Raw genomic sequence first — 25,679 nt, 5'->3', positions numbered from 1 at the left:
GATGCTCACGCTCCCCCGCGGCGTATGGAGTTGCCCTCGAAGGTCGCCGTCTCGTCGGGCTTGGACTCCTGCAGCTCCAGCCGTCCGCTCTGGCCGTAGAAGGCGACGGGGTTGCGCCACAGCACCTTGTCGACGTCGTCCTCGTCGAACCCGGCGGCGAGCATGGCGTCGGCGGTCTTCCGTGTCTTCAGCGGATCCGAACGCCCCCAGTCGGCGGCCGAGTTGACGAGAACCCGGTCGGTGCCGTGCTCCTTGAGGATCTCCACCATCCGGTCCTCGCTCATCTTGGTCTTCGGGTAGATCGAGAACCCGGCCCAGCAGCCGCTGTCGAGGACCATGCCGACCGTGAGCTCGTTGAGGTGGTCGAGGACGACGAGCTCGGGGGCGATGCCCGACTCCCGTACGACGTCGAGGGTGCGCCGTGTCCCGGCCGCCTTGTCGCGGTGCGGGGTGTGCACGAGGGCGGGCAGCTCGTGCTCGACGGCGAGCCGGAGCTGGCGGGCGAGCGCCTCGTCCTCCTCCGGCGTCATCGAGTCGTAGCCGATCTCGCCGACGGCGACGACGCGGTCCTTGGCGAGATAGCGGTCCAGTTCGTCGAGGACCGGGAGGCAGCGCGGGTCGTTCGCCTCCTTCGGGTTGAGCGCGATGGTGCAGAAGTGCTGGATGCCGAACTGCGCGGCGCGGTACGGCTCCCAGCCCAGCAGCCCGTCGAAGTAGTCGAAGAAGCTTTCGGGCGAGGTGCGGGGCTGGCCCAGCCAGAACGCGGGCTCGACGACGGCACGCACCCCGGACGCGTACATCGCCTCGTAGTCGTCGGTCGTCCGGGAGGTCATGTGGATATGGGGATCGAAGATGCGCACGGTCAGTCCTCTTCCTTCAGTACGTCCGCCTCGTTGGGTACGTCCGCTTCGTCGGGTACGTGCATGAGCGCCGGCTTGAGCGCGTCGTCGACGACGTCCGGGAAGGCGCGTACGACGGGCAGGATGTCCCGGGGCACCTCCCGTCCCGCGGCGATCCGCTCGTGCGCGAAGTCGGCGAGCATCCGGGCCAGTTCGCGGTCCGCGCGGGTGTCCAGGCCGCCGACTCGGGCGAGCGGGATCTCGCAGAAGACGCACTTCAGTACGGCCTGGCGGTACTCGGCGTCCGGGAGGTGCGCGGCGGCGTACGGGCCGAGGGCGGCCTCGATCAAGGTGGTGTCGTTGCCGCGCAGGGCCTCCCGGACAAGGGGCAGGGCGAGGTCGCCGAGGTCGAGCAGCGGCAGCGTCCGCAGGACCGCACGTTGTTCGGCCGGGTCGCCGTGCCGATACAGGCGGGTGACCTCGTCGGCGAGGGCCCGCTCGCGCAGGGGCAGCGCGGTGAGCAGTACGGCCCGGGCGGCCTCGTCGACGGTCCAGTACCCGGTGAGGCGGCCGTGTCCGCAGCGCCGCCGGACGGCCGGGAAGAGGCGCCGTACGGCGGCGGGTTCGGCGGTGACCCCGGCGACGCTCTCGTCCAGCCAGGCGAGGGCGGCCGGGGCCAGGGCGGCGGCGAGGGCGGGGCGGGGGTCCGCCTCGGGCGAGGGGGCAGCGGTCGTGACAGACATGGGGCAACTTCCAGGGAAGAGAGGAGAGTTGGGCCGAAGTACGGAAACGACGGGGTGGGTCCGGCGAGGGACCGAGTGGGGGCTACAGGTCCGCGGCGGCGCGTTCGGCCGCGCGCAGGAACTCGATCGAGCGGCGGGCGACCTCGGGCGCGTCCAGCGAGCCGCCCTGGATCTCCACGGAGACCAGGCCGCGACGGTCGAGGTCGCGCAGGGCGGCCAGCACGGCCGGGAAGTCGATCTCGCCGGCGCCGAACTCCAGATGCCGGTGGACCCCGCGCACCATGTCCTCGATCTGCACGTTGCGCAGCAGCGGAGCGGCCCTGCGCACGCAGTCCAGCAGGGGGCGTTCCTCCACGCAGTGTGCGTGGCCGATGTCCAGGGTGATCCCGAACAGCGGGTGCCCACCGACCAGTCGGGCCAGTTCCAGACAGCGCTCGACGGTGTCGACGAACATGTACGGCTCCGGCTCGAAGGCCAGCGCCACCCCGTACTTCTCGGCGCTCTCCAGCACCACCTCGACGCCTTCCGCGAGCCGCTTGAAGGCGTCCCGTTCCGGCAGCCCGTCCGGCGCCGGGCCGCTGCACAGGTGGACGGTGGGCGAGCCGAGGTCGACGGCGATCCGCAGGGCGCGACGCAGCAGGTCGATCCTGAGCTCGGAGCCGTCCGACATCAGCGTGGGCAGGTGTTTGCCCCAGCGGTCGAGGAAGTAGGGCGCGCCGGTCTCCACGGTGACGTCCAGACCGAGCCGGCCGAGCTGCCGGGCGAGGGCGGTGACCCGGCGGGGCAGATCCTCGGCGTACGGGTCGAGGTGGTTGTGGTCCAGGGTGAGCGCGACACCGTCATAGCCGAGGTCGGCGAGGACGGCGAGGACGTCGTCCGCCCGGTGGTGCGTGAAGCCGTTGGTGCCGTAGCCGAACTTGAGGGGTGTGGGGGGAGGTCTCATGGTGCCGGTTCCTCACACGGAGGTGGGTGGGTCTCAGGTGGGGGATATACGCCGTGCCAGCCGTCGCGCGAGGGGATGGACGATGCCGAGGGCAGCAGCCACGCGGGGTGCGCCGCCCCGCGCGGTCAACGCCGCCTGAAGGGGCATCAGCCCGAGAATCCCGGCCCCGACGGCCCGCCGCACGTTGTCGGCCGAGGGCTCCCGCACGGCCCGGACTTGCGCGGTCCCATAGGCCCCGAGATAGGCAAGAGCAGCACCGGCGGTCACAGCAGCACGAAACGTTCCGGAGGAGGCTTTGCAGAGCCCCCTGAAGCGAGCGGCGCCGGCAACGCCCTTGATGGGCGCGGGGAACTGCGCGACCAGCCCCCGCGCACCCGCGGACGGCCTTCGGCTCTTCGAGGCACTTCGGGCTGCCGGCACGGCGACAGCGGCCGCCGTCACCGCCGACACGGCAAGGGTCGCCGCGGGAACCCGGGCCGGCGCACCACCGATCTCATGCCGGCTGAGAGCCATCAACGTGCTCGTATGCGCGCCGACCAGCCCGGCGGGCACGGCGGCACGCCGAAGCGCGACACCGACCGGTTCCGCGCCGGGCCCGGGCACGACCGATCCGGCCAGAACGTCCAGCATCCGGGCCCCCGCCATCGCGGCGCCACCCACCGCCGTGGACTTCAGCTTCAGGTCGTACGCCCAGACCAACCCGGCCAACGGCAACGCCGCACCGACGCTACGACGCCCACCCGCCACCGCCGCGAGACCGAGCCCCGCCCCAGTGAGCCCCCCGGCGACAGCCAGCGCAGCGCGCCGCGGCACCCGCCCCGAAGGCACCGGCCGCTCGGGACGCTCGACGCCGTCGACGGCCGCGTCGGCGTAGTCGTTGAGGGCCATCCCGGCCCAGTAGAGGCAGACGGAGGAACCGATCACTCCGAAGGTACGGACGCCCAGCGGCCGTCCGGCGGCGACTGCTCCCGCGATCACGTCTCCGGGGACACTCAGCGCGGCCGGCGCCCTGACGAGCAGGGCGAGGTCGGCGAGGCGCACGGCAGACCGGGATCCACAGCGGGCAACCGCTTTCCGATCTTTCATGGGCGGCACCCTACTCGCGGCGGTTGAGCGTGCAGCTACCTACCCCCCGGTAAGCGGAGTGACAAAGAAGACACGGGTTTTCCTTACCCTGCGCCCTCAACTACCGGTAAAAGTAAGTCGTTTGGGCCGCGTCACGGCTCCTGACGCAGCCGTCGCCACACCGCCTTGGCCGCGTTGTGCCCCGACATGCCGTGCACGCCTGGTCCGGGCGGGGTCGCCGAGGAGCAGATGAAGACCGCCGGGTGCGGGGTGGTGTACGGGAACAGGGACAGCTTGGGGCGCAGCAGGAGCTGGAGTCCGGAGGCGGCGCCGGAACCGATGTCCCCGCCGACGTAGTTGGCGTTGCGCACGGCGAGTTCGGCCGGGCCGGCCGTGGCCCGGGCGAGGACGCGGTCGCGGAAACCCGGGGCGAAGCGCTCCAGTTGGCGTTCGAGGGCGTCCGTGAGGTCTCCGGTCCAGCCGTTCGGGACGTGTCCGTACGCCCAGAACACGTGCTTGCCCTCGGGGGCCCGGGAGGGGTCGACGACGCTGGGCTGCACCGTGATCATGAACGGCTTGTCGGGTGCCCGGCCCTGCCGGGACGCGGCGCGCAGTGCGGCGTCGATCTCCGCGCTGTTCCCGCCGATCTGCACGGTGCCGGCACGGCGGGCGTCCGGCGCGGTCCACGGCACCGGGCCGTCCAGCGCGTAGTCGATCTTGAAGACGCCGGGGCCGTAGCGGTAGCCCTCGTAGTAGTTGCCGAGGCCGGCGATGCGGGCCAGGGCGGTGGGCGAGGTGTCGAAGACGTAGGCGCGCGCGGGCGGCAGGTCGTCGAGCCGCTTGACCTCGTAGTCGGTGTGGACGCTGCCGCCGAGGTCCTTCAGGTACGCGGTGAGCGCGTCGGAGATGGACTGGGAGCCGCCGCGGGCCAGGGGCCAGCCGCGGGCGTGCGCGGCGAGGGCGAAGACCAGGCCGATGGCGCCGGTGGCGAGACCGCCGAGCGGCGCCATGACGTGGGCGACGAGACCGGAGAACAGGGTCTTGGCCGGCTCGTCGCTGAAGCGCCGCATCAGCCAGGTGGACGGCGGCAGCCCGACCAGGCCGAACCGGGCGAGCGTGACCGGGTCGCGGGGCAGTGCGGTGAGGGGCAGGGACATGAAGTCACGGGCCAGGGTGTCCCACTTGGCCAGGAACGGTTCGACCAGCCTGCGGTACGGCCCCGCGTCGCGCGGGCCGAAGGAGGCCGCGGTCTCGGCGACGGACCGGGACAGCACGGCGGCGGTGCCGTCGGTGAAGGGGTGCGCCATCGGCAGGCCGGGGTGCACCCACTCCAGGCCGTAGCGGTCGAGGGGCATGGTCCGGAACACGGGTGAGCTGATGCCGAGGGGGTGCGCGGCGGAGCACGGGTCGTGGCGGAAGCCGGGGAGGGTCAGCTCCTCCGTGCGGGCGCCCCCGCCGACGGTGTCGCGTGCCTCGAACACGGCCACCGAGAAGCCGCGGCGGGCCAGCTCCACGGCAGCGGTCAGTCCGTTCGGCCCCGCACCCACCACGACGGCATCGAGCATCGACGGCACCTTCGGACTCCTTCGTCAGCCGACGGCCTTGAAGGATCAGGATATGCCGGGTTACCGGAGCGTCGCCCAAGAGCTCGGGTCGGTCGGTCGCGACTGCGGGTGGGTGGGGCCCAGGTCGGTCGTCACGCCCCGCCGGACAGCAGTCCCGCCACCCGCCGAGCCGTAGCCGCGTCCCGTGCCGCCGTGAACGGCAGTGCATTGCCGCCGGTGATCCGGAACGGCTCGCCCGTGCGGGTCAGGTGGGCGCCGCCCGCCTCCTCGACCAGGAGGATGCCCGCGGCGTGGTCCCAGGCGGCCTCCCAACTGAACGCGGTCGCGTCCAACTCACCCCGGGCGACGGCCAGATACTCCAGGCCGGCCGAGCCGCAGGCGCGCGGCGCGACGCCGTCGGTCCACAGGCCGAGCAGCCCGCGCTTTTGCTCCTCGGTCGTGTAGTCCGGGTGGGACGTCGCGACTTCGAGGTCGCGGCCGGGCTCCGGCGAGCCGGACCGCAGCCGTACGCCGTCGAGGTGTGCGCCCTGGCCCCGTACCGCCGTGGCGAGTTGGTCACTGGCTGGGGCGTAGGTCCAGGAGGCGAGCAGGACGCCGTGCTGCGCGAGCGCGACGAGCGTGCAGAAGCCGGTGTCGCCGTTCACGAACTGGCGGGTGCCGTCGACGGGGTCGATGATCCAGACCGGCGCGTCGCCGCGTATGGCCTCGTACGACGCCGGGTCGGCGTGCACCGCCTCCTCGCCGACGACGACCGAGCCGGGCAGGAGCGCGCTCAGGGCCCCGGTGAGGAACTGCTCGGCGAGCCGGTCGGCGTCCGTCACCAGGTCGTGCGGTCCGCTCTTCTGGTCGACCTCGTGCTCGGCGAGCTGCCGGAAGCGGGGCATGATCTCGGCAGCGGCCGCCTTGCGGACCGCTTCCTCCACGTCGGCCGAGTGCTGTGCGAGAAACTCTTCGATGGTTTCGTTGTATTCGATCACGCGTCAATAAGAACACGGCCCACTGACAATCCCTGCCCGCCCGGTGACCGCCGGATGGCATCGACGTGAATTCGAGGGGCGGGAATCAGCAGGTCGGAAGCCCGAGCCGGTGTTTTCCTCAGCGCCCGACCGCGTATCCCTGCATTCCCCGCGGATTGGCCGCGGCCGACAGGACGCCGGTCTGCGGGTCCCGCGCCACCGCGCACAGCCGGCCCTCCGACCAGGCGTCGCCGACGGTCACGTCATGACCGCGCCGCCGCAGCTCCTCCACCACCGCGGCGTCCGTCCGGGACTCCACGGTGACGCTCCCCGGCCGCATCCCGCGCGGATAGAAGGAGCCGGGGAAGCTGTCGTTGTGCCAGTTCGGGGCGTCGATCGCGCCCTGGAGGTCGAGGCCGCCGCGGACCGGGCCGCGCACGGCGACCGCGAGCAGGAAGTGCAACTGCCACTGGTCCTGCTGGTCCCCGCCGGGCGTGCCGAAGGCCATGACGGGCACGCCGTCACGCAGGGCGATGGAGGGCGTGAGGGTGGTGCGGGGCCGGCGGCCCGGCGTCAGGGAGTTCGCCAGGCCCTCCTCCAGCCACGTCATCTGGAGCCGGGTGCCGAGCGGGAAGCCCAGCTCGGGCACGACGGGGTTGGACTGGAGCCAGCCGCCGCTGGGGGTCGCCGCGATCATGTTGCCCCAGCGGTCGACGATGTCGAGGTGGCAGGTGTCGCCGCGGGTCCCGCCGTCGGCGGCGACCTCGGGCTCGCCCGGCACCGGGGGCGTCGGGCGCTTCGCGACGGTCGGCTCCCCGGCGCCGAGCGCGTCGAAGCCGGGCCGGTCGGTGGCCGCCACGCGCGCGTACGCGGACAGTCGCGGGGCGCGCCCGCCGGGGCTGCCGGGCCGCAGCTCGTGGGAGGCCTTCTCGCCGACCAGCTCCCGCCGGGCCGCGTTGTACTCGTCCGACAGCAGCTCGGCCAGCGGCACCTCGGCCGCGTCGCCGTACCAGGCCTCCCGGTCGGCCATGGCCAGCTTGCAGCCCTCGATCAGCAGATGGACGTACTCGGCGGACCCGTACCGCGGCAGCTCGGGCGGGAGCAGCGCGAGCTGCTGGAGGAGGACGGGGCCCTGGCTCCAGGGGCCGGCCTTGCACACGGTCCAGCCGTTCCAGTCGTACGTCGTGGGCGCCTCGTAGGTCGCGGACCAGCCGGCGAGGTCGGCGGCCGTGAGCGTGCCGGAGTGCCGCTGGCCGCTGGTGTCCATGGTCGGGCGCCCGGCCTGCCGTACGAGGGCCTCGGCGATGAACCCGGACCGCCACACCTCGCGCGCGGCCTCGATCTGCGCGATACGGTCGCCGGCGCCCGAGACCTCGCCGAGCAGCCGCTTCCAGGTGGCGGCGAGGGCGGGGTTGCGGAACAGCTCGCCGGGGCGGGGCGCCCGGCCGCCGGGCAGGTACACCTCGGCCGACGAGGTCCACTCCGTCTCGAACAGTTCCCGCACGCTCTCCACGGTCTCGCCGACCCGCTCCACGGGCGCGTGCCCGTGTTCGGCGTACTCGACGGCGTACCGGAGCACCTCCGCGAGCGACTGGGTCCCGTGGTCCCGCAGCAGCAGCATCCAGGCGTCGAAGGCCCCGGGCACGGCGGCGGCGAGTGGCCCGGTCCCCGGCACCAGCTCAAGGCCGAGGTCCCGGTAGTACGCGACGGTCGCCCCGGCCGGCGCCACCCCCTGCCCGCACACCACCCGCACCTCACCGCCCGCCGGGGCGATGAGGATCGGCACCTCGCCGGCCGGCCCGTTGAGGTGTGGCTCGATCACGTGCAGCACGAACGCGCCCGCCACGGCGGCGTCGTACGCGTTGCCCCCGCGCTCCAGCACGGCCATCGCGGACTGCGAGGCGAGCCAGTGGGTGGAGGACACCATGCCGAAGGTGCCGCTCAGGGTGGGGCGAGTCGTGAACTGCATGTCTGACCTCGATGGTTGGATGTGGCGAGCCTGGCCGTCCAACATCAAAACAGTCGTGGGGAGATCTGGGGAGAACGAGCGCGAGACCATCCTCGGCTCAGTTGCCCAGCGTGATATCAGAAGTTCTCTTCCCTGCCGAGGGCGGACCGCAGCCTCTGGTGTGCTTCTCCAGGACCATCGCCCTCCTGCCCTTCCAGTAGGGCGGCTGCGATGCCGTCCAGCTTGCGCTGGACGGCACGTTCGGCCCGCAGCTCGGAGTTCTTGAGCAGCGCCACCAAGAGCAGGGTCAGTGCCGACATCGCCTCGCCCGCGAACAGCAGCCAGGTAATCGGCAGGCTGATCACGTGCAAGGTGACAGCCACCGCAACCAGGAGCAGACAGATCCCGAAGAACGTTGCTGAACTGGTGAACCGTGAGGCATTCTCGGCCAGCCTCTCGAACGGCTGACTCCGCGAGCCCCCGCGGTCGGACGGATGCTTGAGAATCATGCCCATTCTCTACAGCGGAAGGCGGCATGCCCGAGGGCTGCCACGCCCGGCCGGGATGGGGAGTTTCCGGACCGCGCGGTCGGCAGCACCGCGCGATGCGCGGTCACCGTGCGTCGTCGGAAAGAGAGAGCCGGCGCTCCGAGTGTGTGGATCACCGAGGTCTGGGCACCCAGCGTGATGAAGCAGGTCGGCGCACTTCCGTACTGTTCTCCATAAATCGCCACATAGTGAATTTCGGTGATGATAAGCAGGGCAGGGTGGGCGGAGCGTGTGAGCCATGCCCTGTTGTGGGTGGCCGCCGAACGGAGATGTGTGATGACGGCAGATACGTTGGCGCTCGCCCCGCCGACCCTCACCTGGACGCCGCCTGGTGTCTACACCCCGCAATGGGACACCGGCCTGCTGGCGCGCGCCCTGTGCCGGGAGGCGGTCGGCTCCACGACCGAAGTACTGGACCTGGGAACCGGCAGCGGTGCCCTCGCCATTCAGGCCGCGCGGCTGGGCGCCCGGGTGACGGCCGTCGACATCTCCCGGCTGGCCGTGCTGACCGCACGGGTCAACGCACTGCTGGCCGGCCGGCGGGTCCGCGTCCGCCGCGGCGATCTCGCCGACGCGGTGCCGGGGCGTTCGTACGACCTGGTGGTCAGCAATCCGCCCTACGTACCGTCGCCCGCCGCCGGGCTGCCGTGCCGCGGCCGGGCCCGGGCCTGGGAGGCGGGCGGGGACGGTCGCGCGTTCGTGGACCGCATCTGCGCCGCGGCGCCCACGGTGCTGCGCCCCGGTGGCGTGCTGCTGATCGTGCACTCCGGCCTGTGCGACAGCGGGGCCACGCTGCGGCACCTGGCAGACGCTGGACTGCGCGCCTCCATCACCGAGCGGGCCCTGGTGCCGTACGGCCCGGTACTGCGCTCCCGGCGGCGATGGCTGCTCCGGGAGGGCCTGGCGGACGGCGACGAGAACCGAGAGGAACTGGTGGTCATCCGTGCCGAGCACGCCTGAGCGCCCGCGCCGAGTGACGATCGATCCCGACGGGCCGCTTCTCGTGGAGGGCCCGGTGGAGGTGAAGCTCGCCGACGGCAGCCTCGTCACCTCCCCGCGCTTCATGGTCGCGATCTGCACCTGCCGCCGCAGCCGTACGTACCCGTGGTGCGACACCAGCCATCGCCGCCGTACGAAGCCCGACCAGGAGCCGACGTGACCGGCCCCCAACTCCCGGGCGCACGCGGCGAGTTGTCCGCCGCCGTGCTGAGCGGGCTGCTCGGCGGCCGACCGCAGGCCCCGCCGCCGGGCGGCCCTGACCCGTACGGCGACGACCTGCAGCTTGCCCTCTACCTGCTCTACGAACTCCACTACCGAGGTTTCGAGGGCGTACCCGACGACCGCGAATGGGACCTGGACCTGCTGGCCCTGCGCCGTCCCCTGGAGCAGCGGTTCCTCCACGCGCTGCGCACCGACGTCCCGCCGCACTCCGATGCCGAACAGGCGCTGGGCGCCCTGCTGGTGGAACCGGCTGGTCATGACGACACGAGCGTCAGTCATCATCTGCAACGGGACGGTGAGCTGTGGCAGTTGCGCGAGTACGCCGCCGTACGCTCCCTCTACCACCTCAAAGAGGCCGACCCGCACGCCTGGGTCATCCCCCGGCTGCACGGGCGGGCCAAGGCGGGCATGGCGGCGATCGAGTACGACGAGTTCGGCGCCGGTCGCGCGGAGGAGATCCATGCCCGGCTCTTCTCCGACCTGATGGATGATCTCGGCCTGGCGACGGCCTACGGCCACTACCTGGACGCCGCCCCCGCCGAGGCGCTCGCCACCGTGAACCTGATGTCCCTGTTCGGACTGCACCGGGCTCTGCGCGGTGCGCTCGTCGGCCACTTCGCGTCAGTGGAGGTGACGTCGTCGCCGGGTTCCCGCCGATTGGCCGCAGCGCTGCGGCGAGTGGGGGCGGGAGCGGCCGCTCAGCGGTTCTACGACGAGCACGTGACAGCGGACGCCGTGCACGAGCAGGTCGTACGCCACGAGGTGGTCGGCGGACTCCTGGCCGATGAGCCGCAACTGGAATCCGACGTCGCCTTCGGTGTCCATGCCACGGCCTTCCTCGAAGACCGGCTGAGTGACCACCTGCTCAAGGCCTGGAAGCAGCAACACAGCGCTCTGCGCGTCCCGTTGAGCGCCATCGAAGAAGGTCACCACACATGACCGAGGGGACCGCCGGCTCGGACGGGACGCGTGCGCGGCCGACCTGATCAGCCCTGCCCCGACGGCTCACTGCCCGTCTGCGCCGGTGAGCTCGACGAGGTCCGCGATCAAGGACAGGTCCGTGACGGCGGGCGCTTCGGTGGACATACCGGGGGAACTCGGCCCCCATGAACACGTTCGCAGCCGCTCAGGGGTCGTACTGGATCGAGACCGCGCCCCAGGGAGATCCTCACCCGGCCCTGGAGCGGGACATCACCGTCGACGTCGCCGTGATCGGTGCGGGGATCGCCGGGCTCAGCACGGCCTGGGAGCTGGCTCGGAGCGGACGTGACGTGGCGCTCCTGGAAGCCGGCCGGGTCGCGTCGGGGGTGACCGGCCACACCACCGCCAAACTGAGTGTGCTGCACACCCTCATCTACGAGCGGCTGCGCCGCACCCGCGGCGCGGAGGCCGCGAAGCTGTACGCCCGCTCCCAGACGGAGGCGATCCAGCGCGCCGCCGCGATCGTGGATGAGCTGGGTGTCGACTGTGACTGGGAGGAGAGGGCGGCCTTCACCTACGTCCAGGACATCGCGCGCGCCGAGGAGCTCAGGGCGGAAGCGGAGGCCGCTCGTGAAGCGGGACTGCCTGCCGACTACGTGACCGGGACGGGCCTGCCATTCGACGTCGCGGGCGCGGTGCGGGTCACCGGGCAGGCGCAGTTCCATCCACGGAAGTACCTGCTGGCGCTGGCCGACGACCTGCTTCGGCAGGGCGCGCAGGTCTACGAGCGCACTCGAGTCATCGGCCTCAAGGAGGGCGAGCCGTGCCGCCTGACGACCGAGGCGGGCGCCGAGGTGACTGCCGGAGATGTCGTGGTCGCCACCCACTACCCGATCTTCGATCGTGCCCTGCTGTTCACCCGGCTCTCCCCACGCCGCGAACTCGTCTGGGCTGCACCTGTACCGTCCGATCTCGACCCGCGGGGCATGTTCATCACCCCCGAGCAAGGCACCCGTTCCGTGCGCACAGCTCCATACGGCGACGGAAGGCGGCTACTGATCGTCACGGGGGAGCACTTCACCCCGGGCGCCGGCGACGTCGACGCACGGTTCGAGCGTCTCGCCCGGTGGGCCACCGGCTCCTTCGGGAAGCTCGACTTCACCCACCGCTGGGCGACGCAGGACAACGACTCCACCGACTCCGTGCCTCTCGTCGGGCCGCTCCCCATCGCCGGCCGCCACACCTACGTGGCGACCGGATTCGGCGGTTGGGGGCTGAGCAGCGGCATCATGACCGGCCAACTGCTGACCAAGCTGATCAACGGGCAGAAGTCCCCATGGAGCGAACTGTACGACCCCCGTCGCCTGGGCACCGTCGTACGCGAGGCGCCTGCCTTCCTCAAACACCAGGCCCAGGTTGCCCGGCACTTCATCGGCGACCGGCTCCCGACTTCGTCGGGCGGCTCTGCGGACGGCATCGCCCCGGGAGACGGCTCGGTCGTCCTTGTCGGCGGCCACCACTGCGCGGTTCATCGCGACGACGACGGAGAGATCCACGCCGTCGCCGCGCGCTGTACGCATCTGGGCTGCCTGGTCGCATTCAACCGGGCGGAACGCACCTGGGAGTGCCCCTGCCACGGATCCCGCTTCGACCCTGACGGGAATGTCGTCCAAGGCCCCGCGACCAGGCCCCTCGAGCGCCGGAACATCTGACGACATCAGGAAATGCCGTCGTGTCCGGCCCGGATTTCGAAAGGCATTCTGCCGGGCCGGCCGCAGACGTGGAGCAGTTCTGCGGCGTTGCGTAGCCGATGTTCCCCGGGACTCTTCGCAGAGTCCCGGGGCTGTTTTCCTCAGAAGAGGCGTCGGATCAGGCGAGCGGGCCGATGGTGCCGTAGTACGTGCCCAGCTCGTCACGGTAACGGTGGTCGCCGAGGTGCTTGTCCTGGTCGAACTCGGGAGCGTCCTTGATCTGCTGCTTGGTGCGGTCGACGAAGATCTTCTGCCCCTCCGGGTCGATGCTGACCACCGTGCTCGCCGGGAGCAGAACCTCCTTGCCGAAGATCCACACACCGGTGTCCACCACCAGGTAGGCGTCACCGACCTCGTCGGAGTGCTTGTCGACCTTGCCGATGCTGCCGTCCGTGGCCTCGACCTTGTACCCGGTGAGGTCGGCGCCCGTCAGCCCCGCCGTCGGCTTGTAACTCCACACATTTTCAGTCACGCGAAAAACAACTCCTCCGGTAAACGGAGGACAGCAGGGTCCCCGCTGTTCCTCCTTTTTCCAAACGCGCACACAGCGTTTTCCATGACCGCTGCCGTTTGCGGGTGCCCTGCGTTCGGGGTTTCACGCTCCCAATCAAGCCAGGTTCTCTGATTCTTGTGCCGGAAAATACGCAGACAGCGCCCGCCCTGGTTACTACGCTTGGATATTCGGCTGGAAATAGGAGTGCCCCGGGGCGATGAAAATCACGGAAATGACGCCGCCAGGACTGTCGCGCTCGCAGTGGGCGCCCTGCATGTCGGTTCAGGTCCGTGGTGGGACTCGCAGGGCGAGCAGAGCGGTGTCGTCGCTCGCCCAGTCGCCGCTGTACTCGGCCAGCAGTTCGCCGAGGTGGGTGACGATGCCCTGAGCGTCCAGGTCACGGCAGCCTGCGAGGGCGGCGGCCAGCGCGTCCTCGCCGAACAGGGGGCGTTCGCCGGAGGCGGCGGTGCGGCGGGCGCGGGCTTCGGTGGCGCCGTCGGTGTAGAGGAGCAGGGTGTCGCCGGCGGCGAGGCGGAAGCGGACGTCGCTGAGGTGCACGTCGGGCAGGACGCCCAGCAGGCTGCCGGGCCGGCCGACTTCGCGGACACGGCCGTCGGCGCGCCGGATCAGGGCCGGAAGGTGGCCTGCCGTACAGAGGCGGCCCGCGATGCCGCCGGGGGTGGCGCGGAAGGTGGCGTAGACGGCGGTCAGGAATCGTTCACCCTTGCGCTGGTCGAGCAGGGCGGAGTTGAGGTGCCCCAGGACGGTGGCGGGTGAGAGATGCTGGGTGGCCTCGGCCCGCAGGGTGTACCGGGCCAGTGCGGTGACCTTGGCGGCTTCTGTGCCTTTGCCGCATACGTCGCCCATGACGGTGCACCACCACGGCCCCTTGGCGTGAAAGAGGTCGTAGAAGTCGCCGACCACCATGGTGCCGCCCGCGGCGGGCAGGTACGAGGCCGCCGTCTCCAGCGCGGGGACCTTGGGCAGTGCCGGGGGCAGGAGACTGTCCTGGAGGCTGCGCGCCAGCTTGCTGGAAATTTCCAGGGCGTCCTGGGCTGCGGCGAGAGCCCCCTGCACGGTCGTCAGGGTGGTACGGAGGTTGATCTCATTGCTGACGGCGCGGGCCATGGCGGCCAGCGTGCCCAGCTCCGCGGACTGCCAGGCGTGGGAGTTGTCGTCGATCACGCACATACCGCCCAGCACCTCGCCGGCCGGGCTGAGGATGGGATAGCCGGCCCAGGCACCGATCTTCGTCGGCGCCACGGAGGGATGTTCGTGGGTGCGGGGGTCGGCTGCGGCGTCCTCGACGATGAAGGGCTGCCCGGCCAGGCCGATGAGGAAGGAGCAGAAGGTCTCGCCCACCAGGCTCTGGCGTTCGGCCAGTGACCTGTCGGGTACTCCGATGGCGGACTTCCAGAACGAGCGCTGTTCGTCGACCAGGGTGATGAAGGCGCGTCCGCAGCCGGTGACCGCCGCGGCGAGTTGGGCCAGGTCGTCGAAGGCATCCTCGGGTCCGGTATCCATCAGTCCCGTTGCCGCCACCGCGGCCAGCCGTCGGGGATCCGACAGGGCCGCCGGCAGTCCGTCGTCTCGCAGGCCCCCGGCGAACATGCCCTCCGGCATGCGGCACCCCCTGCCTTCGGCGCCCAGGATCCGGCAGCAGTCACAACGGTGATCGGACCGCCGGACGTCAACTCAATTGACGCATCGCCACAGTAGTCCCCCGTCAGGCGACACAGACACCGAAAGACACATCTGCGCTGGTCAGGGAGTCAACGGAGGCCGAAAGACCAACTCAGCGGTCCGGCCTGGCGGCCGGCACTCACTGTTCGGGCTTCGCCCTTCCCGCGTCTCCGGCCCGCCGGGGCGGTGTGAAGGTGTAGAGGTCGAGCACGTCGGGGCAGGGTGCCACGCCGGGGCCGCCGGCCCGGACCCAGGTGATGATGTCCTCGGTGGCGTCGGGATCGTTGACGAGGCCGAGCCAGACGGGGCGGGCGCCGGACGCGCGGGCGGCGGCGGACGGCTGGACGACGATCACGTTGGCGTGTTCGCACACGTCGAGGCATTCGGAGACGCGCACGGGCACGTTCTCGGCGAGGCGCGCGGTCTGCTGCGCGTGGTCGACCCCGGGCACCTTCGGGGTGCCGCAGCAGCAGTCCCGGCAGACGACGACGCGGCACGGCGCGGGTGATGCGGCGGTGGGTGCCGGGGGTTCGGTCGGCGCGGACGCGGGGCGGGAGGGGAGCACGGGCAGCCTCGGGTGTCGGGGCTCGTACGCGGAGCCCGGCCTACGGACGTCCTCCTCGCCGGGCGGCGTGGAGGTGCCAGCAGGTCTTCGGACTCGGGTTCGTCCGGTCGGGGCCGCCTTCCCGGTCTCCCAGTGGCGTTCGGTGCCCCGCCCGTCCCCCTCACCGCTGCGCGTCAGTTCCGGATTCGCACCGGATTCCCTGGCCTCGGATGTGGCTCGACTGGCCCGCCGAGGCTATCAACTCCGTATCCCCAACTCCGTACCCCTCTCAGGTCGTGCGCTCGGTCACCGGGTACGGCACGAAGGTGCTGGTGTTCTCGTCGATGCGCAGGGTCCGCCCGAGGGGCGGCGCGGCCCGCTGGGGGCAGTCGAGGCGTTCGCAGACGCGGCAGCCCATGCCGATGGGGATGGCGGCGGAGGGGCTGGTGAGGTCGAGCCCGTCGGAGTAGACGAGGCGGTGGGCGTGCCTGATCTCGCAGCCCAGCCCGATGGCGTACGTCTTGCCGGGCTCGCCCCAGCCTCCGCGGTGCCGGGTGACCGCGCGGGCGGTCCACAAGTACCGCTGCCCGTCGGGCATTTCGGCGACCTGGACGTGGATGCGGCCGGGTGCGGCGAACGCCTCGTAGACGTTCCACAGCGGGCAGGTGCCGCCGGCCCGGGAGAAGTGGAACCCGGTGGCGGACTGCCGTTTGGACATGTTGCCGGCCCGGTCGACCCGCACGAAGGAGAAGGGCACGCCCCGCAGGCGAGGGCGCTGGAGGGTGCTGAGCCGGTGGCAGACGGTCTCGTAGCCGAGGCCGTAGCGGTCGGTGAGCCGCTCGATGTCGTAGCGCACCTCCTCGGCCGCCGTGTGGAAGGCGGTGTACGGCAACACCAGCGCGGCGGCGTAGTAGTTGGCGACGCCGATGCGGGCCAGGGTGTGGGCGGGCGAGCCGGCCGGGAAGTCCTCGGCGGCCTGCCGGTCCAGTTCGCCCGCGTACTCCAGCAGGGCGAGCTGGGTCGCCATGCGGAAGGCGCGCTGGCCGGGGCGCAGGAGGGTCGACAGGTGCAGGGTGCGGGTCGCCTCGTCGTAGTGGTGCAGTCGGTCGCCGGCGCCGGTGGGCGGGCGGATGCCGGGGGTTTCGGGGGTGTCGGCCAGGCGGATCCCGTGGGCGTCGGTCAGGCGTTGGGTCAGGGCACGGAGGACCTCGCCGGGCCGGATGCCGATCCGCTCGGCGAGCTGCTCGGCCGCCAGGTCGGTGTCGTGGAGGTAGTTCTGGCGGCGGTAGAAGAAGTCGCGGATCTCCTCGTGCGGCGAGCGGGGCGGCGAGTCGCCGGTGTCGCGGCCGTCGGCCCCCGCGAGCCGTTCGGACAGCAGTTGGTTGCGGCGGCCCAGGTCGAGCAGGACCTGCGCGACCGCGGGCATGCGTGAGGCCAGTTCGGCGAGGTCGGTCGGGGAGACCCGGGCGGCGGCGATCTCGCCCGTGAGCGCCTCGCGCAGGTCGGCCACGAGCCGGGCGGTGTCGCGCTCGGAGAAGAAGCCCGGGTCGACGCCGAACGTCTCGGTGAGCCGGAGCAGGACGGGCACGGTGAGGGGGCGGGAGTCGTGCTCCATCTGGTTCAGATAGCTCGGGGAGATGCCCAGGACGCGGGCGAGTTCCGCCTGGCTCATCCGGCGTTCCTCACGCAGCCGCCGCAGCCGCGCACCCGCGTAGGTCTTGCTCACCCGCGCACCTCCAGGTCCGAGACGGTTCGGGACCCGGTCAGCGTACGCGAACGCCCACCTCGCACAGCCTTCGCAAGCTTGGCAAACAGCGGCGAAAAGATTCGCAGAACTTGGCAGACGTCCATCATTGATGGCACTCGGTGCCAGTGTCAGAGTCTTCCTGCGACCCGCCGAACCCTGTTGGAGGCCAGCAACATTGCTCTGCTTCGCCCCGGGCGACGGCGGGCCGCATTCCCACTTCACGACACGCAGTGCCGTCCCATGTCGCGATCGGCACGGGCTTGGCAGACGCAACAGACCGAGGAGACGGTGACAGTCATGGCAGAGGCGAGGACGCGGGCGGCCGAAGAACTCGCACGGCGCTGGACCACCGACCCGCGCTGGCAGGGCATCGAGCGCACCTACGGCGCCGAGGACGTCGTACGACTGTCCGGCAGCGTCCGTGAGGAGAACACCCTGGCCCGGCGCGGTGCCGAGCGGCTGTGGCGCCAACTGCACGAGCGGGACTACGTCCACGCGCTCGGCGCGCTCACCGGAGGACAGGCCGTGCAGCAGGTCAAGGCCGGCCTCCAGGCGATCTATCTGTCCGGCTGGCAGGTCGCCGCGGACGCCAACCAGGCCGGGCACACCTACCCCGACCAGAGCCTGTACCCGGCCAACTCCGTTCCCCAGGTGGTCCGCCGGATCAACAACGCCCTCCTGCGCGCCGACCAGATCGCCACCGCCGAGGACGCCGGTGACACGACCGACTGGCTCACGCCGATCGTCGCCGACGCCGAGGCCGGGTTCGGCGGCCCGCTGAACGCCTTCGAACTGACCAAGGCGATGATCGCGGCCGGCGCGGCCGGCATCCACTACGAGGACCAGCTCGCCTCCGAGAAGAAGTGCGGCCACCTCGGCGGCAAGGTCCTGGTGCCGACCTCGCAGCACATCCGCACCCTCAACGCGGCCCGGCTCGCCGCCGACATCGCCGATGTGCCGACCGTCGTCATCGCCCGCACCGACGCCCTCGCCGCGAACCTGATCACCAGCGATGTCGACGAGCGCGACGCCGAGTTCGTGACCGGCGAACGCACGGCGGAGGGCTTCTACCGGGTGCGCAACGGCATGGCGCCGGTCATCGCGCGCGGGCTGGCCTACGCCCCGTACGCCGACCTCATCTGGGTGGAGACCGGTACGCCGGATCTCGCGCAGGCGCGGGAGTTCGCGGAGGCGATCCACGCCCGGTACCCGGATCAGATGCTCGCCTACAACTGCTCGCCGTCGTTCAACTGGAAGGCCGCGCTGGACGACGACCAGATCGCCAAGTTCCAGCGGGAGTTGGGGGCGATGGGGTACCGGTTCCAATTCATCACGCTGGCCGGGTTCCACTCGCTCAACCACGGGATGTTCGACCTTGCGCGGGGTTACGCCGAGCACGGGATGACAGCGTATGTGGACCTTCAGGAGCGGGAGTTCGCCGCGCAGGCCCACGGGTTCACCGCCGTCAAGCATCAGCGGGAGGTCGGTACCGGGTACTTCGACCTCGTGTCGACGGCGGTCAATCCCGCCTCTTCCACGACCGCGCTGGCCGGGTCCACCGAGGAAGAGCAGTTCCACTAGGCCGGTTCGTCGTCTGCGGGTGCGTGGGGGCTGGTCGCGCAGTTCCCCGCGCCCCTCATAGGGCGATGCCCTGAACGTTCCCAGTCAGGAGAACTCGATGTCCACCACTGCACCGACCCGACACGTCCGCGTTCTTGGTACCCAGGGCGACCGCCACGACGAGATCCTCACCCCCGCCGCCCTGGACTTCGTCGGCCGGCTGGCCGCGGAGTTCGGTGAGCGCCGTCAGGACCTGATGAGAGAACGCCGGCGCCAGGCCCTCCGGCTCGCCGCGGGCTCCCCGCTCGACTTCCCCATGGTCACCTCCGCCGTCCGCGCCGATCCCACCTGGCGCGTCGTACCGCCCGCCCCGGGGCTGGCCGACCGGCGCGTGGAGATCACCGGGCCGCCCGATCGCCGTACGGCGTCCGACGCGCTCAACTCCGGTGCCCAGGTGTGGGTGGCCGACTTCGAGGACGCCACCTCCCCGACCTGGGACAACGTCATCGACGGCCAGATCGCACTGCTCGACGTCAGCGAGCGGCACACCACCCTCGTGGTCCGCCCCCGCGGCTGGCATCTGGACGAGGAGCACCTCGCCCACGACGGCCGCCCCGTGCCCGCCGCCCTCGTGGACTTCGGGCTCTACTTCTTCCACTGCGCGCAGCGCCAGATCGACGCCGGCCACGGGCCGTACTTCTACCTGCCCAAGCTGGAGAACCGGTACGAGGCGCGGCTGTGGAACGACGTCTTCGTCCTCGCCCAGGAGTTGCTCGGGATCCCGCGCGGCACGATCCGGGCCACGGTTCTCATCGAGACGATCACCGCCGCGTTCGAGATGGAGGAGATCCTCTACGAGCTGCGCGAGCACGGTTCCGGGCTCAACACGGGCCGCTGGGACTATCTGTTCAGCCTGATCAAGACGTTCGGCCACCGCACCGACTTCCTGTTGCCGGACCGGGCGAAGGTGACGATGACCGCCCCCTTCATGCGGGCGTACACCGAACTGCTGGTGCGCACGTGCCACAAGCGGGGCGCCCATGCCATCGGCGGCATGGCCGCACAGGTGCCCCGAAAGGATCCGGCCGCCGACGAGGCCGCGCTCGCCGAGGTCCGGCTGGACAAGGAGCGGGAGGCGGAGGACGGCTTCGACGGGTCGTGGGTGGCCCACCCGGGCCTCGTCCCGGTCTGCCGCGAGGTCTTCGACGGTGTCCTCGGCACACGGCCGCACCAGATCGACCGTACGCGTGACGACGTGGAGGTGACGCCCTCCGACCTGCTGTCCGTGCGCCGGATCAGCGGGCCGCCCACCGCCGAGGGCGTGCGCACCAACGTCGCCGTCGCGCTGCGCTACTTCGCCGCCTGGCTGCGCGGGCAGGGGGCCGTCGCCATCAACGGCCTGATGGAGGACGCGTCCACCGCCGAGATCGCCCGGGTGCAGATCTGGCAGTGGCTGCGGCACCGGGTGATCGACCGGGAGGCGGTGCTGCGGCTCCTCGACGACGAGCTCGTGGCGCTGGGCGCCGAGTACCCGTGGGCGCCGGTCGACGAGATCCGTGCGCTGTTCGAACGGACCGCTTTGGTGGGCGAGTTGCCGCTGTTCTTCACCCCGGACGCTTACACCCGTCACCTGGTGCGCCGGACGGAGGCCTGGGCATGAGCGAGGGCATCCGGCGGGTCGGTGTGGTCGGTGGCGGGCAGATGGGCGCCGGGATCGCCGAGGTGTGCGCGCGGGCCGGGCTCGACACGGTGCTGTGCGAGGTGGACGCGGTCGCGGCGCGGGCCGCCCGGGACCGGGTGGCGGCGTCGCTGGAGCGCGCGGTGCGGCGGGGGAAGCTGGAGGAGACGGCCGCGGCCGGCGCGCTCGCCCGGCTGGTGTTCACCGGCAGCCTGGAGGACCTGGCCGACCGGCAGCTCGTGGTCGAGGCCGTCGTGGAGAACCCGGACGCCAAGACCGAGGTGTTCGCAGCGCTCGACAAGATCGTCGAGGACCCGGCGGCCGTACTGGCCACCAACACCTCCTCGCTGCCGATCATGCGGCTCGGCATGGCGACATCCCGCGCGGACCGGGTCGTGGGCCTGCACTTCTTCAATCCCGTTCCGGTCCTGCCGCTGGTGGAGGTCGTGACCTCGCTGCACACCTCGGCCGCGACCGTCGACGCGGTCGAGGACTTCGCGGGCCGCAGGCTCGGCAAGACCGTGATCCGCTCCCGCGACCGGGCCGGCTTCGTCGTCAACGCGCTGCTGATCCCGTACCTGCTGTCGGCGATCCGGATGGCGGAGTCCGGCTTCGCCACCGCCGCCGACATCGACACCGGTATGGAACTGGGCTGCGCCCACCCCATGGGCCCGCTCAGGCTCGCGGATCTGATCGGCCTCGACACCGTCGCCTCGATCGCCGAGTCCCTCTACGACGAGTTCAAGGAGCCCCTGTACGCCCCGCCGCCGCTGCTCCAGCGCATGGTGGAGGCGGGGCTGCTGGGCCGCAAGAGCGGCCGCGGGTTCCACGGGTACGGCCGGATAGGCTGACCCGCGTAGCTGGTTCGCCCCGTCCGCCAGGCGGGATGCGTCGTAAGAGGGAACCCGGTGGGAATCCGGGACTGCCCCGCAGCGGTGAGCGGGAACGACCGCCGTCATACGCACTGAGCCCGACGTACAGGGCCTGGGAAGCGACGGCCAGTAGGTGTCCTCACGAAGTGAGGACGTGCCCGCGAGTCCGAAGACCTGCCAACTGCCCGCGCGCGAACCACTCGTACGCGGACATCCCGGTGACCTCGAGGGCGGGTCGGCGCACATGACCGAGCGGACGGCCCTGCGGCCGTCGCCGTCCGGTCCGTCGCCCCTTCGCGCCCTCCTCCCGTCGCCGGGATCTCAGGGATTCATCTCGCGAAGGAGATCTCCGTGACCACCAAGCCCGCAGCCGCGGCAGCACGGGCCACCGTGTACGGCTACCCCCGCCAGGGCCCGAACCGGGAACTGAAGAAGGCGATCGAGGGCTACTGGAAGGGCCGCGTCACCGCCGACGCGCTGCGCTCCACCGCCGCCGAACTGCGCCTCGCCAACTGGCGCCGGCTCGCCGAGGCCGGCATCCACGAGGTGCCGACCGGCGACTTCTCGTACTACGACCACGTCCTGGACACCACCGTCGCCCTCGGCGCGATCCCCGAGCGGCATCGCACCGCCGTCGAGACCGACGCCCTGGACGGCTACTTCGCCATGGCCCGCGGCACGCAGGACGTCGCGCCGCTGGAGATGACGAAGTGGTTCGACACCAACTACCACTATCTCGTGCCGGAGTTGGGCCCGGACACCGTCTTCACGGCGGACTCCGCCAAGCAGGTCGCCGAGCTGAAGGAGGCCCTGGCGCTGGGCCTGAGCGCCCGCCCGGTCCTGGTCGGCCCGGTCACCTACCTGCTGCTCGCCAAGCCGGCACCCGGGGTCGCCGCGGACTTCGAGCCGCTCACCCTGCTGGACCGGCTGCTGCCGGTGTACGCGCGCATCCTGGCCGACCTGCGCGCGGCGGGCGCCGAGTGGGTCCAGCTCGACGAGCCGGCGCTCGTCCAGGACCGCACCCCGGCCGAGCTGAACGCCGCCGGGCGCGCCTACCGTGACCTCGGCGCCCGCACCGACCGGCCGAAGCTGCTGGTTGCCTCGTACTTCGACCGGCTCGGCGAGGCACTGCCCGTGCTCGCCAAGGCGCCGGTCGAGGGGCTGGCGCTGGACTTCACCGAGTCGGCGGCGGCCAACCTGGAGGCACTCGCCGCCGTCGGCGGGCTGCCCGGCAAGCGGCTGGTGGCCGGTGTCGTCAACGGCCGCAACGTCTGGGTCAACGACCTGTCCGCGTCGCTCGCCACGCTCGGCACCCTGCTGGGCCTGGCGGACCGGGTCGACGTCTCGGCCTCCTGCTCCCTGCTGCACGTGCCGCTGGACGCGACGGCCGAGCGGGACATCGAGCCGCAGATCCTGCGCTGGCTGGCGTTCGCGCGGCAGAAGACCGCCGAGGTCGTCACCCTCGCCAAGGGCCTCGCCCAGGGCACCGGCGCGATCACCGCCCAACTCGCCGCCAACCGGGCCGACCTGGCCTCGCGCGCCGGCTCGCCGATCACCCGCGACGCGGCCGTCCGCTCCCGCGCGGCGGCCGTCACCGCCGCGGACGCCCGCCGCTCACAGCCGTACGCCGAGCGGAGTGCCGCCCAGCGCGCGCACCTCGGGCTGCCGTTGCTGCCGACCACCACGATCGGCTCGTTCCCGCAGACCGGCGAACTGCGTACCGCACGCGCCGACCTGCGGGCCGGCCGGATCGGCGCGGCCGCCTACGAGGAACGCGTCAAGGCCGAGATCCAGGAAGTGATCGCCTTCCAGGAGAAGACCGGCATCGACGTCCTGGTGCACGGCGAGCCCGAACGCAACGACATGGTCCAGTACTTCGCCGAGCGGCTGACCGGATACCTCGCCACGCAGCACGGCTGGGTGCAGTCCTACGGCACCCGCTACGTCCGCCCGCCGATCCTGGCAGGCGACATCTCGCGGCCCGAGCCGATGACGGTGCGCTGGACGACGTACGCCCAGTCCCTCACCTCGCGCCCGGTCAAGGGCATGCTCACCGGCCCGGTCACCATGCTCGCCTGGTCCTTCGTCCGCGACGACCAGCCGCTCGGCGAGACGGCCCGCCAGGTCGCGCTCGCCCTGCGCGACGAGGTGAACGACCTCGAGGCGGGCGGCACTTCCGTCATCCAGGTCGACGAGCCGGCCCTGCGGGAGACCCTGCCGCTGCGCGCCACCGATCGCGGCGGGTACCTCGCCTGGGCCACGGAGGCGTTCCGGCTCACCACGGGCGGGGTCCGGCCGGACACCCAGATCCACACCCACATGTGCTACGCCGAGTTCGGCGACATCGTCGAGGCCATCGACGACCTCGACGCGGACGTCATCAGCCTGGAGGCCGCCCGCTCGCACATGCAGGTCGCCCGCGAACTCGCCGCCCACGGCTATCCGCGCGAGGCCGGGCCGGGTGTCTACGACATCCACTCGCCCCGTGTGCCGGGCACGCAGGAGGCCGCCGAACTCCTCCGCACCGGTCTCAGGGCGATCCCCGCCGAACGGCTGTGGGTCAACCCCGACTGCGGTCTGAAGACCCGCGGCTGGCCGGAGACCCGAGCCTCGCTGGAGAACCTGGTGGCGGCGGCCCGTACGGTACGGGGCGAGCTGTCCGCGCCCTGACCCGGCCGACGGCCCTCACCGCTGTTGCGGTGAGGGCCGTCGGGCAGTGAGGAGCACGGCATGACCCCGGCAGGAGGAGCGACCGCGTGACCAGCCGCGTCACCTTCATCTCACCCGCAATGAACGCGGCGCTGCGCCAGGCCCGCTTCGACGACGGCGGGACCCCGCTCGACGACAGCGGCACGGCACAGGCCGGCGCGGCCGCCGGGACCCTGCCCTCGGCCGCCCGGGTGTTCACCTCGCCGAGCCTGCGCTGCCGTCAGACGGCCGAGGCGCTCGGTCTGCACGGCGCGGCGGCACCGGAACTGGCGGGCATGGAGATGAGCCGCTGGCGGGGCCGCACGCTCGACGAGGTGAGCGCCGCCGAGCCGGAGTCGGTGGGCCGCTGGCTCACGGAACCGGGGTGCGCGCCGCACGGGGGTGAGTCGGTGCGGGCCTTCTGCGACCGGGTCGCCCGGTGGCTGACGGCCGCGCGGGACCTGGACGGCCGTACGCTCGCCGTGGTCGAGCCCGAGGTCGTCCGCGCGGCCGTCGTGCACGCGCTCGGCATGACCGCGGCGGCATTCTGGCGCCTTGACGTGGCCCCGTTGACGGCGACAGAGCTCAGTGGGCGGAGCGGGCGGTGGAACCTGCGGCTGGGGCGGCCCCTTGCCGCGCCGGACGCCGGCTAGATACGGCCGCCGGGGTTCAGGACGCCATGTCACGGTGGCGGCGCAGCAGTGCCGCGACGGCGCAGCGCAGACAGTCCCGGTCCGCGTCCGCCTGCGTCGCCGCACCGTCGGCGCACGCCGTGCCCGGCTGCTCGCGGCAGCGTTCCGGCGGCTGCGCGACCAGTGTCTCCAGGTCCCGCAGGAGCTGCTCGGTCCGTCTGACCTGCTGGCCGAGTACGCGCACCCGAGCGCTCTGGCCGCCGATCTGGCGCCGGCTGGCGATCAGTTGCTCGTACTCCTCCACGGTGAGCGCCACCGCCTCGCGGCCGCCGAGAGTGATGCGGCGGGGCTGTGGATGTCTGGCCACTCGGCTCCTTTCGCTCCCCGCCGGATCGGCTGTCGGGTAATCGGCCGGTCGTCCTTGCCATGTCTGTCCGATCGACTCGGTGTCCGACGAACGCGAAAGGGCCCCCGGATGGTTCCGCGGGCCCTCGCGCGTGAGCGCATCCCGGTCAGTTCGGGGCGGCCACCGCCGAGGCCGGTGCCGCGGCGGCCGGCTTGGGGTTCAGCAGCCGCTCGGCCAGCTCGCCGAAGAGGAGCCCGAAGCCCGCCCACAGCGTGACCTGCATGGCCAGCGCGGAGAGCCGGAACCGCCACAGCACGGTGGCCGGGAAGTCCGCGGGAACCTCGTTGACGACCGGCAGGAACGCGAACGCCAGGCCGATCACCACGGCGAACGCGGCCACCGCGACGACGGTGGCGTACCAGGTGCCCAGCTTCGGGGTGAGGCGCTTGCCCAGCATCGTCGCCGCCACCGCGAGCAGGACGCTGAGCACCATCATCAGGAAGTACAGGGTGGTTCGTTTGCCGATGGTGTCGGGGTCGCCCACGGCGGGCGGGTTGGCCGGATATTTCAGGAACGGCACGACGTAGACGGCGAGCAGCGCGCAGCCGGACAGCAGCAGGGCGGTGGCCCGCGGGGTGAAGCGGCCGACGCGGCCGAGGGCGAAGCAGTAGGCGAGGGCGGCGATGCCGCCGAAGGAGACGCCGTAGATCAGGACACCGGTGGCGAGGCCGGCGGTGGACTGGAGGCGGCGGGAGACGAGTTCGACCTCGTGCGCGTGCCCGGCGGCGTGGGCCTCCTCGAAGCCGATCGCCTTGTCGACGCTCGGCTCACCGAGGACGTAGGCCACGATCAGCGCGAGCACGCCCGCGCCGAGGCCGGCGAGCATGCCTCGCACGAGAAGGTTTCGCACGGTTGCGGAGTTCATGAGGGTTGCGG

At 71.7% G+C, this 25,679-nt stretch carries 23 protein-coding genes and 2 riboswitches; of the genes, 9 read left to right on the top strand and 14 right to left on the bottom strand.

Annotated elements, in window-relative coordinates; all coding sequences use genetic code 11:
- Nucleotides 1-5: 5 nt before the first annotated feature.
- From ACZ69Q_RS03055 to ACZ69Q_RS03020, 8 genes are all read right to left on the bottom strand, one after another.
- Nucleotides 6-860: a TatD family hydrolase gene (locus ACZ69Q_RS03055; protein ID WP_471035387.1), complete on the bottom strand. Its 855-nt coding sequence runs from the start codon at nucleotides 858-860 to the stop codon at nucleotides 6-8.
- Between the two features lie 2 nt (nucleotides 861-862).
- Nucleotides 863-1,582 carry an EboA domain-containing protein gene (locus ACZ69Q_RS03050; RefSeq protein ID WP_471035382.1) on the bottom strand — a complete coding sequence of 240 codons (720 nt, stop codon included), beginning with the start codon at nucleotides 1,580-1,582 and terminating at the stop codon, nucleotides 863-865.
- An 82-nt stretch (nucleotides 1,583-1,664) separates the two neighbouring features.
- On the bottom strand, nucleotides 1,665-2,525 hold the full coding sequence (locus tag ACZ69Q_RS03045; RefSeq protein WP_471035377.1) for a sugar phosphate isomerase/epimerase family protein: 861 nt from the start codon (nucleotides 2,523-2,525) through the stop codon (nucleotides 1,665-1,667).
- Between the two features lie 33 nt (nucleotides 2,526-2,558).
- Nucleotides 2,559-3,566, bottom strand: a complete 1,008-nt coding sequence (locus tag ACZ69Q_RS03040; RefSeq protein ID WP_471035374.1) for an SCO3242 family prenyltransferase — start codon at nucleotides 3,564-3,566, stop codon at nucleotides 2,559-2,561.
- A gap of 176 nt (nucleotides 3,567-3,742) precedes the next feature.
- Nucleotides 3,743-5,155: a phytoene desaturase family protein gene (locus ACZ69Q_RS03035; RefSeq protein ID WP_471035369.1), complete on the bottom strand. Its 1,413-nt coding sequence runs from the start codon at nucleotides 5,153-5,155 to the stop codon at nucleotides 3,743-3,745.
- Between the two features lie 131 nt (nucleotides 5,156-5,286).
- A complete protein-coding gene (locus ACZ69Q_RS03030; protein ID WP_471035367.1) occupies nucleotides 5,287-6,132 on the bottom strand; it encodes an inositol monophosphatase family protein in 846 nt (281 codons plus the stop codon).
- A 118-nt stretch (nucleotides 6,133-6,250) separates the two neighbouring features.
- Nucleotides 6,251-8,080 carry a gamma-glutamyltransferase family protein gene (locus tag ACZ69Q_RS03025; RefSeq protein ID WP_471035364.1) on the bottom strand — a complete coding sequence of 610 codons (1,830 nt, stop codon included), beginning with the start codon at nucleotides 8,078-8,080 and terminating at the stop codon, nucleotides 6,251-6,253.
- A 116-nt stretch (nucleotides 8,081-8,196) separates the two neighbouring features.
- A complete protein-coding gene (locus ACZ69Q_RS03020; RefSeq protein ID WP_471035362.1) occupies nucleotides 8,197-8,568 on the bottom strand; it encodes a low affinity iron permease family protein in 372 nt (123 codons plus the stop codon).
- 315 nt (nucleotides 8,569-8,883) lie between these two features.
- Between ACZ69Q_RS03020 and ACZ69Q_RS03015 the strand changes: the two genes are divergently transcribed.
- The 4 genes from ACZ69Q_RS03015 (at nucleotide 8,884) to ACZ69Q_RS03000 (ending at nucleotide 12,461) form a co-directional block, all read left to right on the top strand.
- Nucleotides 8,884-9,567: a HemK2/MTQ2 family protein methyltransferase gene (locus ACZ69Q_RS03015; protein WP_471035360.1), complete on the top strand. Its 684-nt coding sequence runs from the start codon at nucleotides 8,884-8,886 to the stop codon at nucleotides 9,565-9,567.
- On the top strand, nucleotides 9,551-9,766 hold the full coding sequence (locus ACZ69Q_RS03010; protein WP_471035357.1) for a CDGSH iron-sulfur domain-containing protein: 216 nt from the start codon (nucleotides 9,551-9,553) through the stop codon (nucleotides 9,764-9,766). Before ACZ69Q_RS03015 ends, ACZ69Q_RS03010 begins: the two co-directional genes overlap by 17 nt.
- A complete protein-coding gene (locus tag ACZ69Q_RS03005; RefSeq protein ID WP_471035355.1) occupies nucleotides 9,763-10,767 on the top strand; it encodes an iron-containing redox enzyme family protein in 1,005 nt (334 codons plus the stop codon). The genes ACZ69Q_RS03010 and ACZ69Q_RS03005 overlap by 4 nt, the downstream gene beginning before the upstream one ends.
- A 167-nt stretch (nucleotides 10,768-10,934) precedes the next feature.
- Nucleotides 10,935-12,461, top strand: coding sequence for an FAD-dependent oxidoreductase (locus ACZ69Q_RS03000; RefSeq protein WP_471035351.1), 1,527 nt, complete (start codon nucleotides 10,935-10,937; stop codon nucleotides 12,459-12,461).
- A 157-nt stretch (nucleotides 12,462-12,618) separates the two neighbouring features.
- Here ACZ69Q_RS03000 and ACZ69Q_RS02995 read toward each other — a convergent pair whose 3' ends face one another.
- The 4 genes from ACZ69Q_RS02995 to ACZ69Q_RS02980 all read right to left on the bottom strand — a co-directional run bounded on the left by ACZ69Q_RS02995 (nucleotide 12,619) and on the right by ACZ69Q_RS02980 (nucleotide 16,946).
- The gene (locus ACZ69Q_RS02995) at nucleotides 12,619-12,972 is read right to left on the bottom strand and encodes a PRC-barrel domain containing protein (RefSeq protein WP_359441689.1); all 354 of its coding nucleotides are present in this window, start codon (nucleotides 12,970-12,972) and stop codon (nucleotides 12,619-12,621) included.
- A 303-nt stretch (nucleotides 12,973-13,275) separates the two neighbouring features.
- Entirely contained in the window at nucleotides 13,276-14,616 is a 1,341-nt protein-coding gene (locus tag ACZ69Q_RS02990) for a PP2C family protein-serine/threonine phosphatase (RefSeq protein WP_471035347.1), read from the bottom strand.
- A 199-nt stretch (nucleotides 14,617-14,815) separates the two neighbouring features.
- On the bottom strand, nucleotides 14,816-15,127 hold the full coding sequence (locus ACZ69Q_RS02985; RefSeq protein ID WP_471040014.1) for a hypothetical protein: 312 nt from the start codon (nucleotides 15,125-15,127) through the stop codon (nucleotides 14,816-14,818).
- A 175-nt stretch (nucleotides 15,128-15,302) separates the two neighbouring features.
- A riboswitch (cobalamin riboswitch) is annotated at nucleotides 15,303-15,481 on the bottom strand.
- Between the two features lie 28 nt (nucleotides 15,482-15,509).
- Nucleotides 15,510-16,946 (bottom strand): short-chain fatty acyl-CoA regulator family protein, encoded by a 1,437-nt coding sequence (locus ACZ69Q_RS02980; RefSeq protein WP_471035345.1) that lies wholly within the window; start codon nucleotides 16,944-16,946, stop codon nucleotides 15,510-15,512.
- 318 nt (nucleotides 16,947-17,264) lie between these two features.
- Here ACZ69Q_RS02980 and aceA point away from each other — a divergent pair, with 318 nt between their 5' ends.
- The 5 genes from aceA (at nucleotide 17,265) to ACZ69Q_RS02955 (ending at nucleotide 24,418) form a co-directional block, all read left to right on the top strand.
- The gene (aceA, locus tag ACZ69Q_RS02975) at nucleotides 17,265-18,548 is read left to right on the top strand and encodes an isocitrate lyase (protein WP_471035342.1); all 1,284 of its coding nucleotides are present in this window, start codon (nucleotides 17,265-17,267) and stop codon (nucleotides 18,546-18,548) included.
- A gap of 97 nt (nucleotides 18,549-18,645) precedes the next feature.
- The gene (gene aceB, locus ACZ69Q_RS02970) at nucleotides 18,646-20,187 is read left to right on the top strand and encodes a malate synthase A (RefSeq protein ID WP_471035338.1); all 1,542 of its coding nucleotides are present in this window, start codon (nucleotides 18,646-18,648) and stop codon (nucleotides 20,185-20,187) included.
- Nucleotides 20,184-21,056 (top strand): 3-hydroxybutyryl-CoA dehydrogenase, encoded by an 873-nt coding sequence (locus tag ACZ69Q_RS02965; protein WP_471035335.1) that lies wholly within the window; start codon nucleotides 20,184-20,186, stop codon nucleotides 21,054-21,056. Before aceB ends, ACZ69Q_RS02965 begins: the two co-directional genes overlap by 4 nt.
- A riboswitch (cobalamin riboswitch) is annotated at nucleotides 21,050-21,273 on the top strand. (Overlaps the previous gene by 7 nt.)
- Before the next feature lie 155 nt (nucleotides 21,274-21,428).
- Complete coding sequence (gene metE, locus ACZ69Q_RS02960) at nucleotides 21,429-23,747, top strand: 5-methyltetrahydropteroyltriglutamate--homocysteine S-methyltransferase (RefSeq protein ID WP_471035332.1); 2,319 nt, start codon at nucleotides 21,429-21,431, stop codon at nucleotides 23,745-23,747.
- An 86-nt stretch (nucleotides 23,748-23,833) separates the two neighbouring features.
- Nucleotides 23,834-24,418 carry a histidine phosphatase family protein gene (locus tag ACZ69Q_RS02955; protein WP_471035328.1) on the top strand — a complete coding sequence of 195 codons (585 nt, stop codon included), beginning with the start codon at nucleotides 23,834-23,836 and terminating at the stop codon, nucleotides 24,416-24,418.
- 16 nt (nucleotides 24,419-24,434) lie between these two features.
- Here ACZ69Q_RS02955 and ACZ69Q_RS02950 read toward each other — a convergent pair whose 3' ends face one another.
- Together ACZ69Q_RS02950 and ACZ69Q_RS02945 are read right to left on the bottom strand one after the other, a co-directional pair.
- A complete protein-coding gene (locus ACZ69Q_RS02950; protein ID WP_471035324.1) occupies nucleotides 24,435-24,764 on the bottom strand; it encodes a hypothetical protein in 330 nt (109 codons plus the stop codon).
- Between the two features lie 145 nt (nucleotides 24,765-24,909).
- The gene (locus tag ACZ69Q_RS02945) at nucleotides 24,910-25,668 is read right to left on the bottom strand and encodes a CbtA family protein (RefSeq protein ID WP_471035322.1); all 759 of its coding nucleotides are present in this window, start codon (nucleotides 25,666-25,668) and stop codon (nucleotides 24,910-24,912) included.
- Nucleotides 25,669-25,679 lie beyond the last annotated feature (11 nt).

Source organism: Streptomyces sp. NPDC036764 (genome assembly GCF_055609385.1).
The sequence above is the reverse complement of the archived record's forward strand: the minus strand, read 5'-3'. Positions and strand labels throughout refer to the sequence as shown.

Bases quoted from the DNA above. Each gene is read 5' to 3' on its own strand.
- ACZ69Q_RS03015 (WP_471035360.1), top strand. From the start codon at position 8,884: ATGACGGCAGATACGTTGGCGCTCGCCCCGCCGACCCTCACCTGGACG.
- aceA (WP_471035342.1), top strand. From the start codon at position 17,265: ATGGCAGAGGCGAGGACGCGGGCGGCCGAAGAACTCGCACGGCGCTGG.
- ACZ69Q_RS02945 (WP_471035322.1), bottom strand. From the start codon at position 25,668: ATGAACTCCGCAACCGTGCGAAACCTTCTCGTGCGAGGCATGCTCGCC.
- ACZ69Q_RS02990 (WP_471035347.1), bottom strand. From the start codon at position 14,616: ATGCCGGAGGGCATGTTCGCCGGGGGCCTGCGAGACGACGGACTGCCG.
- ACZ69Q_RS03000 (WP_471035351.1), top strand. From the start codon at position 10,935: ATGAACACGTTCGCAGCCGCTCAGGGGTCGTACTGGATCGAGACCGCG.
- ACZ69Q_RS03045 (WP_471035377.1), bottom strand. From the start codon at position 2,525: ATGAGACCTCCCCCCACACCCCTCAAGTTCGGCTACGGCACCAACGGC.
- ACZ69Q_RS03035 (WP_471035369.1), bottom strand. From the start codon at position 5,155: ATGCTCGATGCCGTCGTGGTGGGTGCGGGGCCGAACGGACTGACCGCT.
- ACZ69Q_RS03020 (WP_471035362.1), bottom strand. From the start codon at position 8,568: ATGATTCTCAAGCATCCGTCCGACCGCGGGGGCTCGCGGAGTCAGCCG.
- aceB (WP_471035338.1), top strand. From the start codon at position 18,646: ATGTCCACCACTGCACCGACCCGACACGTCCGCGTTCTTGGTACCCAG.
- ACZ69Q_RS03025 (WP_471035364.1), bottom strand. From the start codon at position 8,080: ATGCAGTTCACGACTCGCCCCACCCTGAGCGGCACCTTCGGCATGGTG.
- ACZ69Q_RS02965 (WP_471035335.1), top strand. From the start codon at position 20,184: ATGAGCGAGGGCATCCGGCGGGTCGGTGTGGTCGGTGGCGGGCAGATG.
- ACZ69Q_RS03050 (WP_471035382.1), bottom strand. From the start codon at position 1,582: ATGTCTGTCACGACCGCTGCCCCCTCGCCCGAGGCGGACCCCCGCCCC.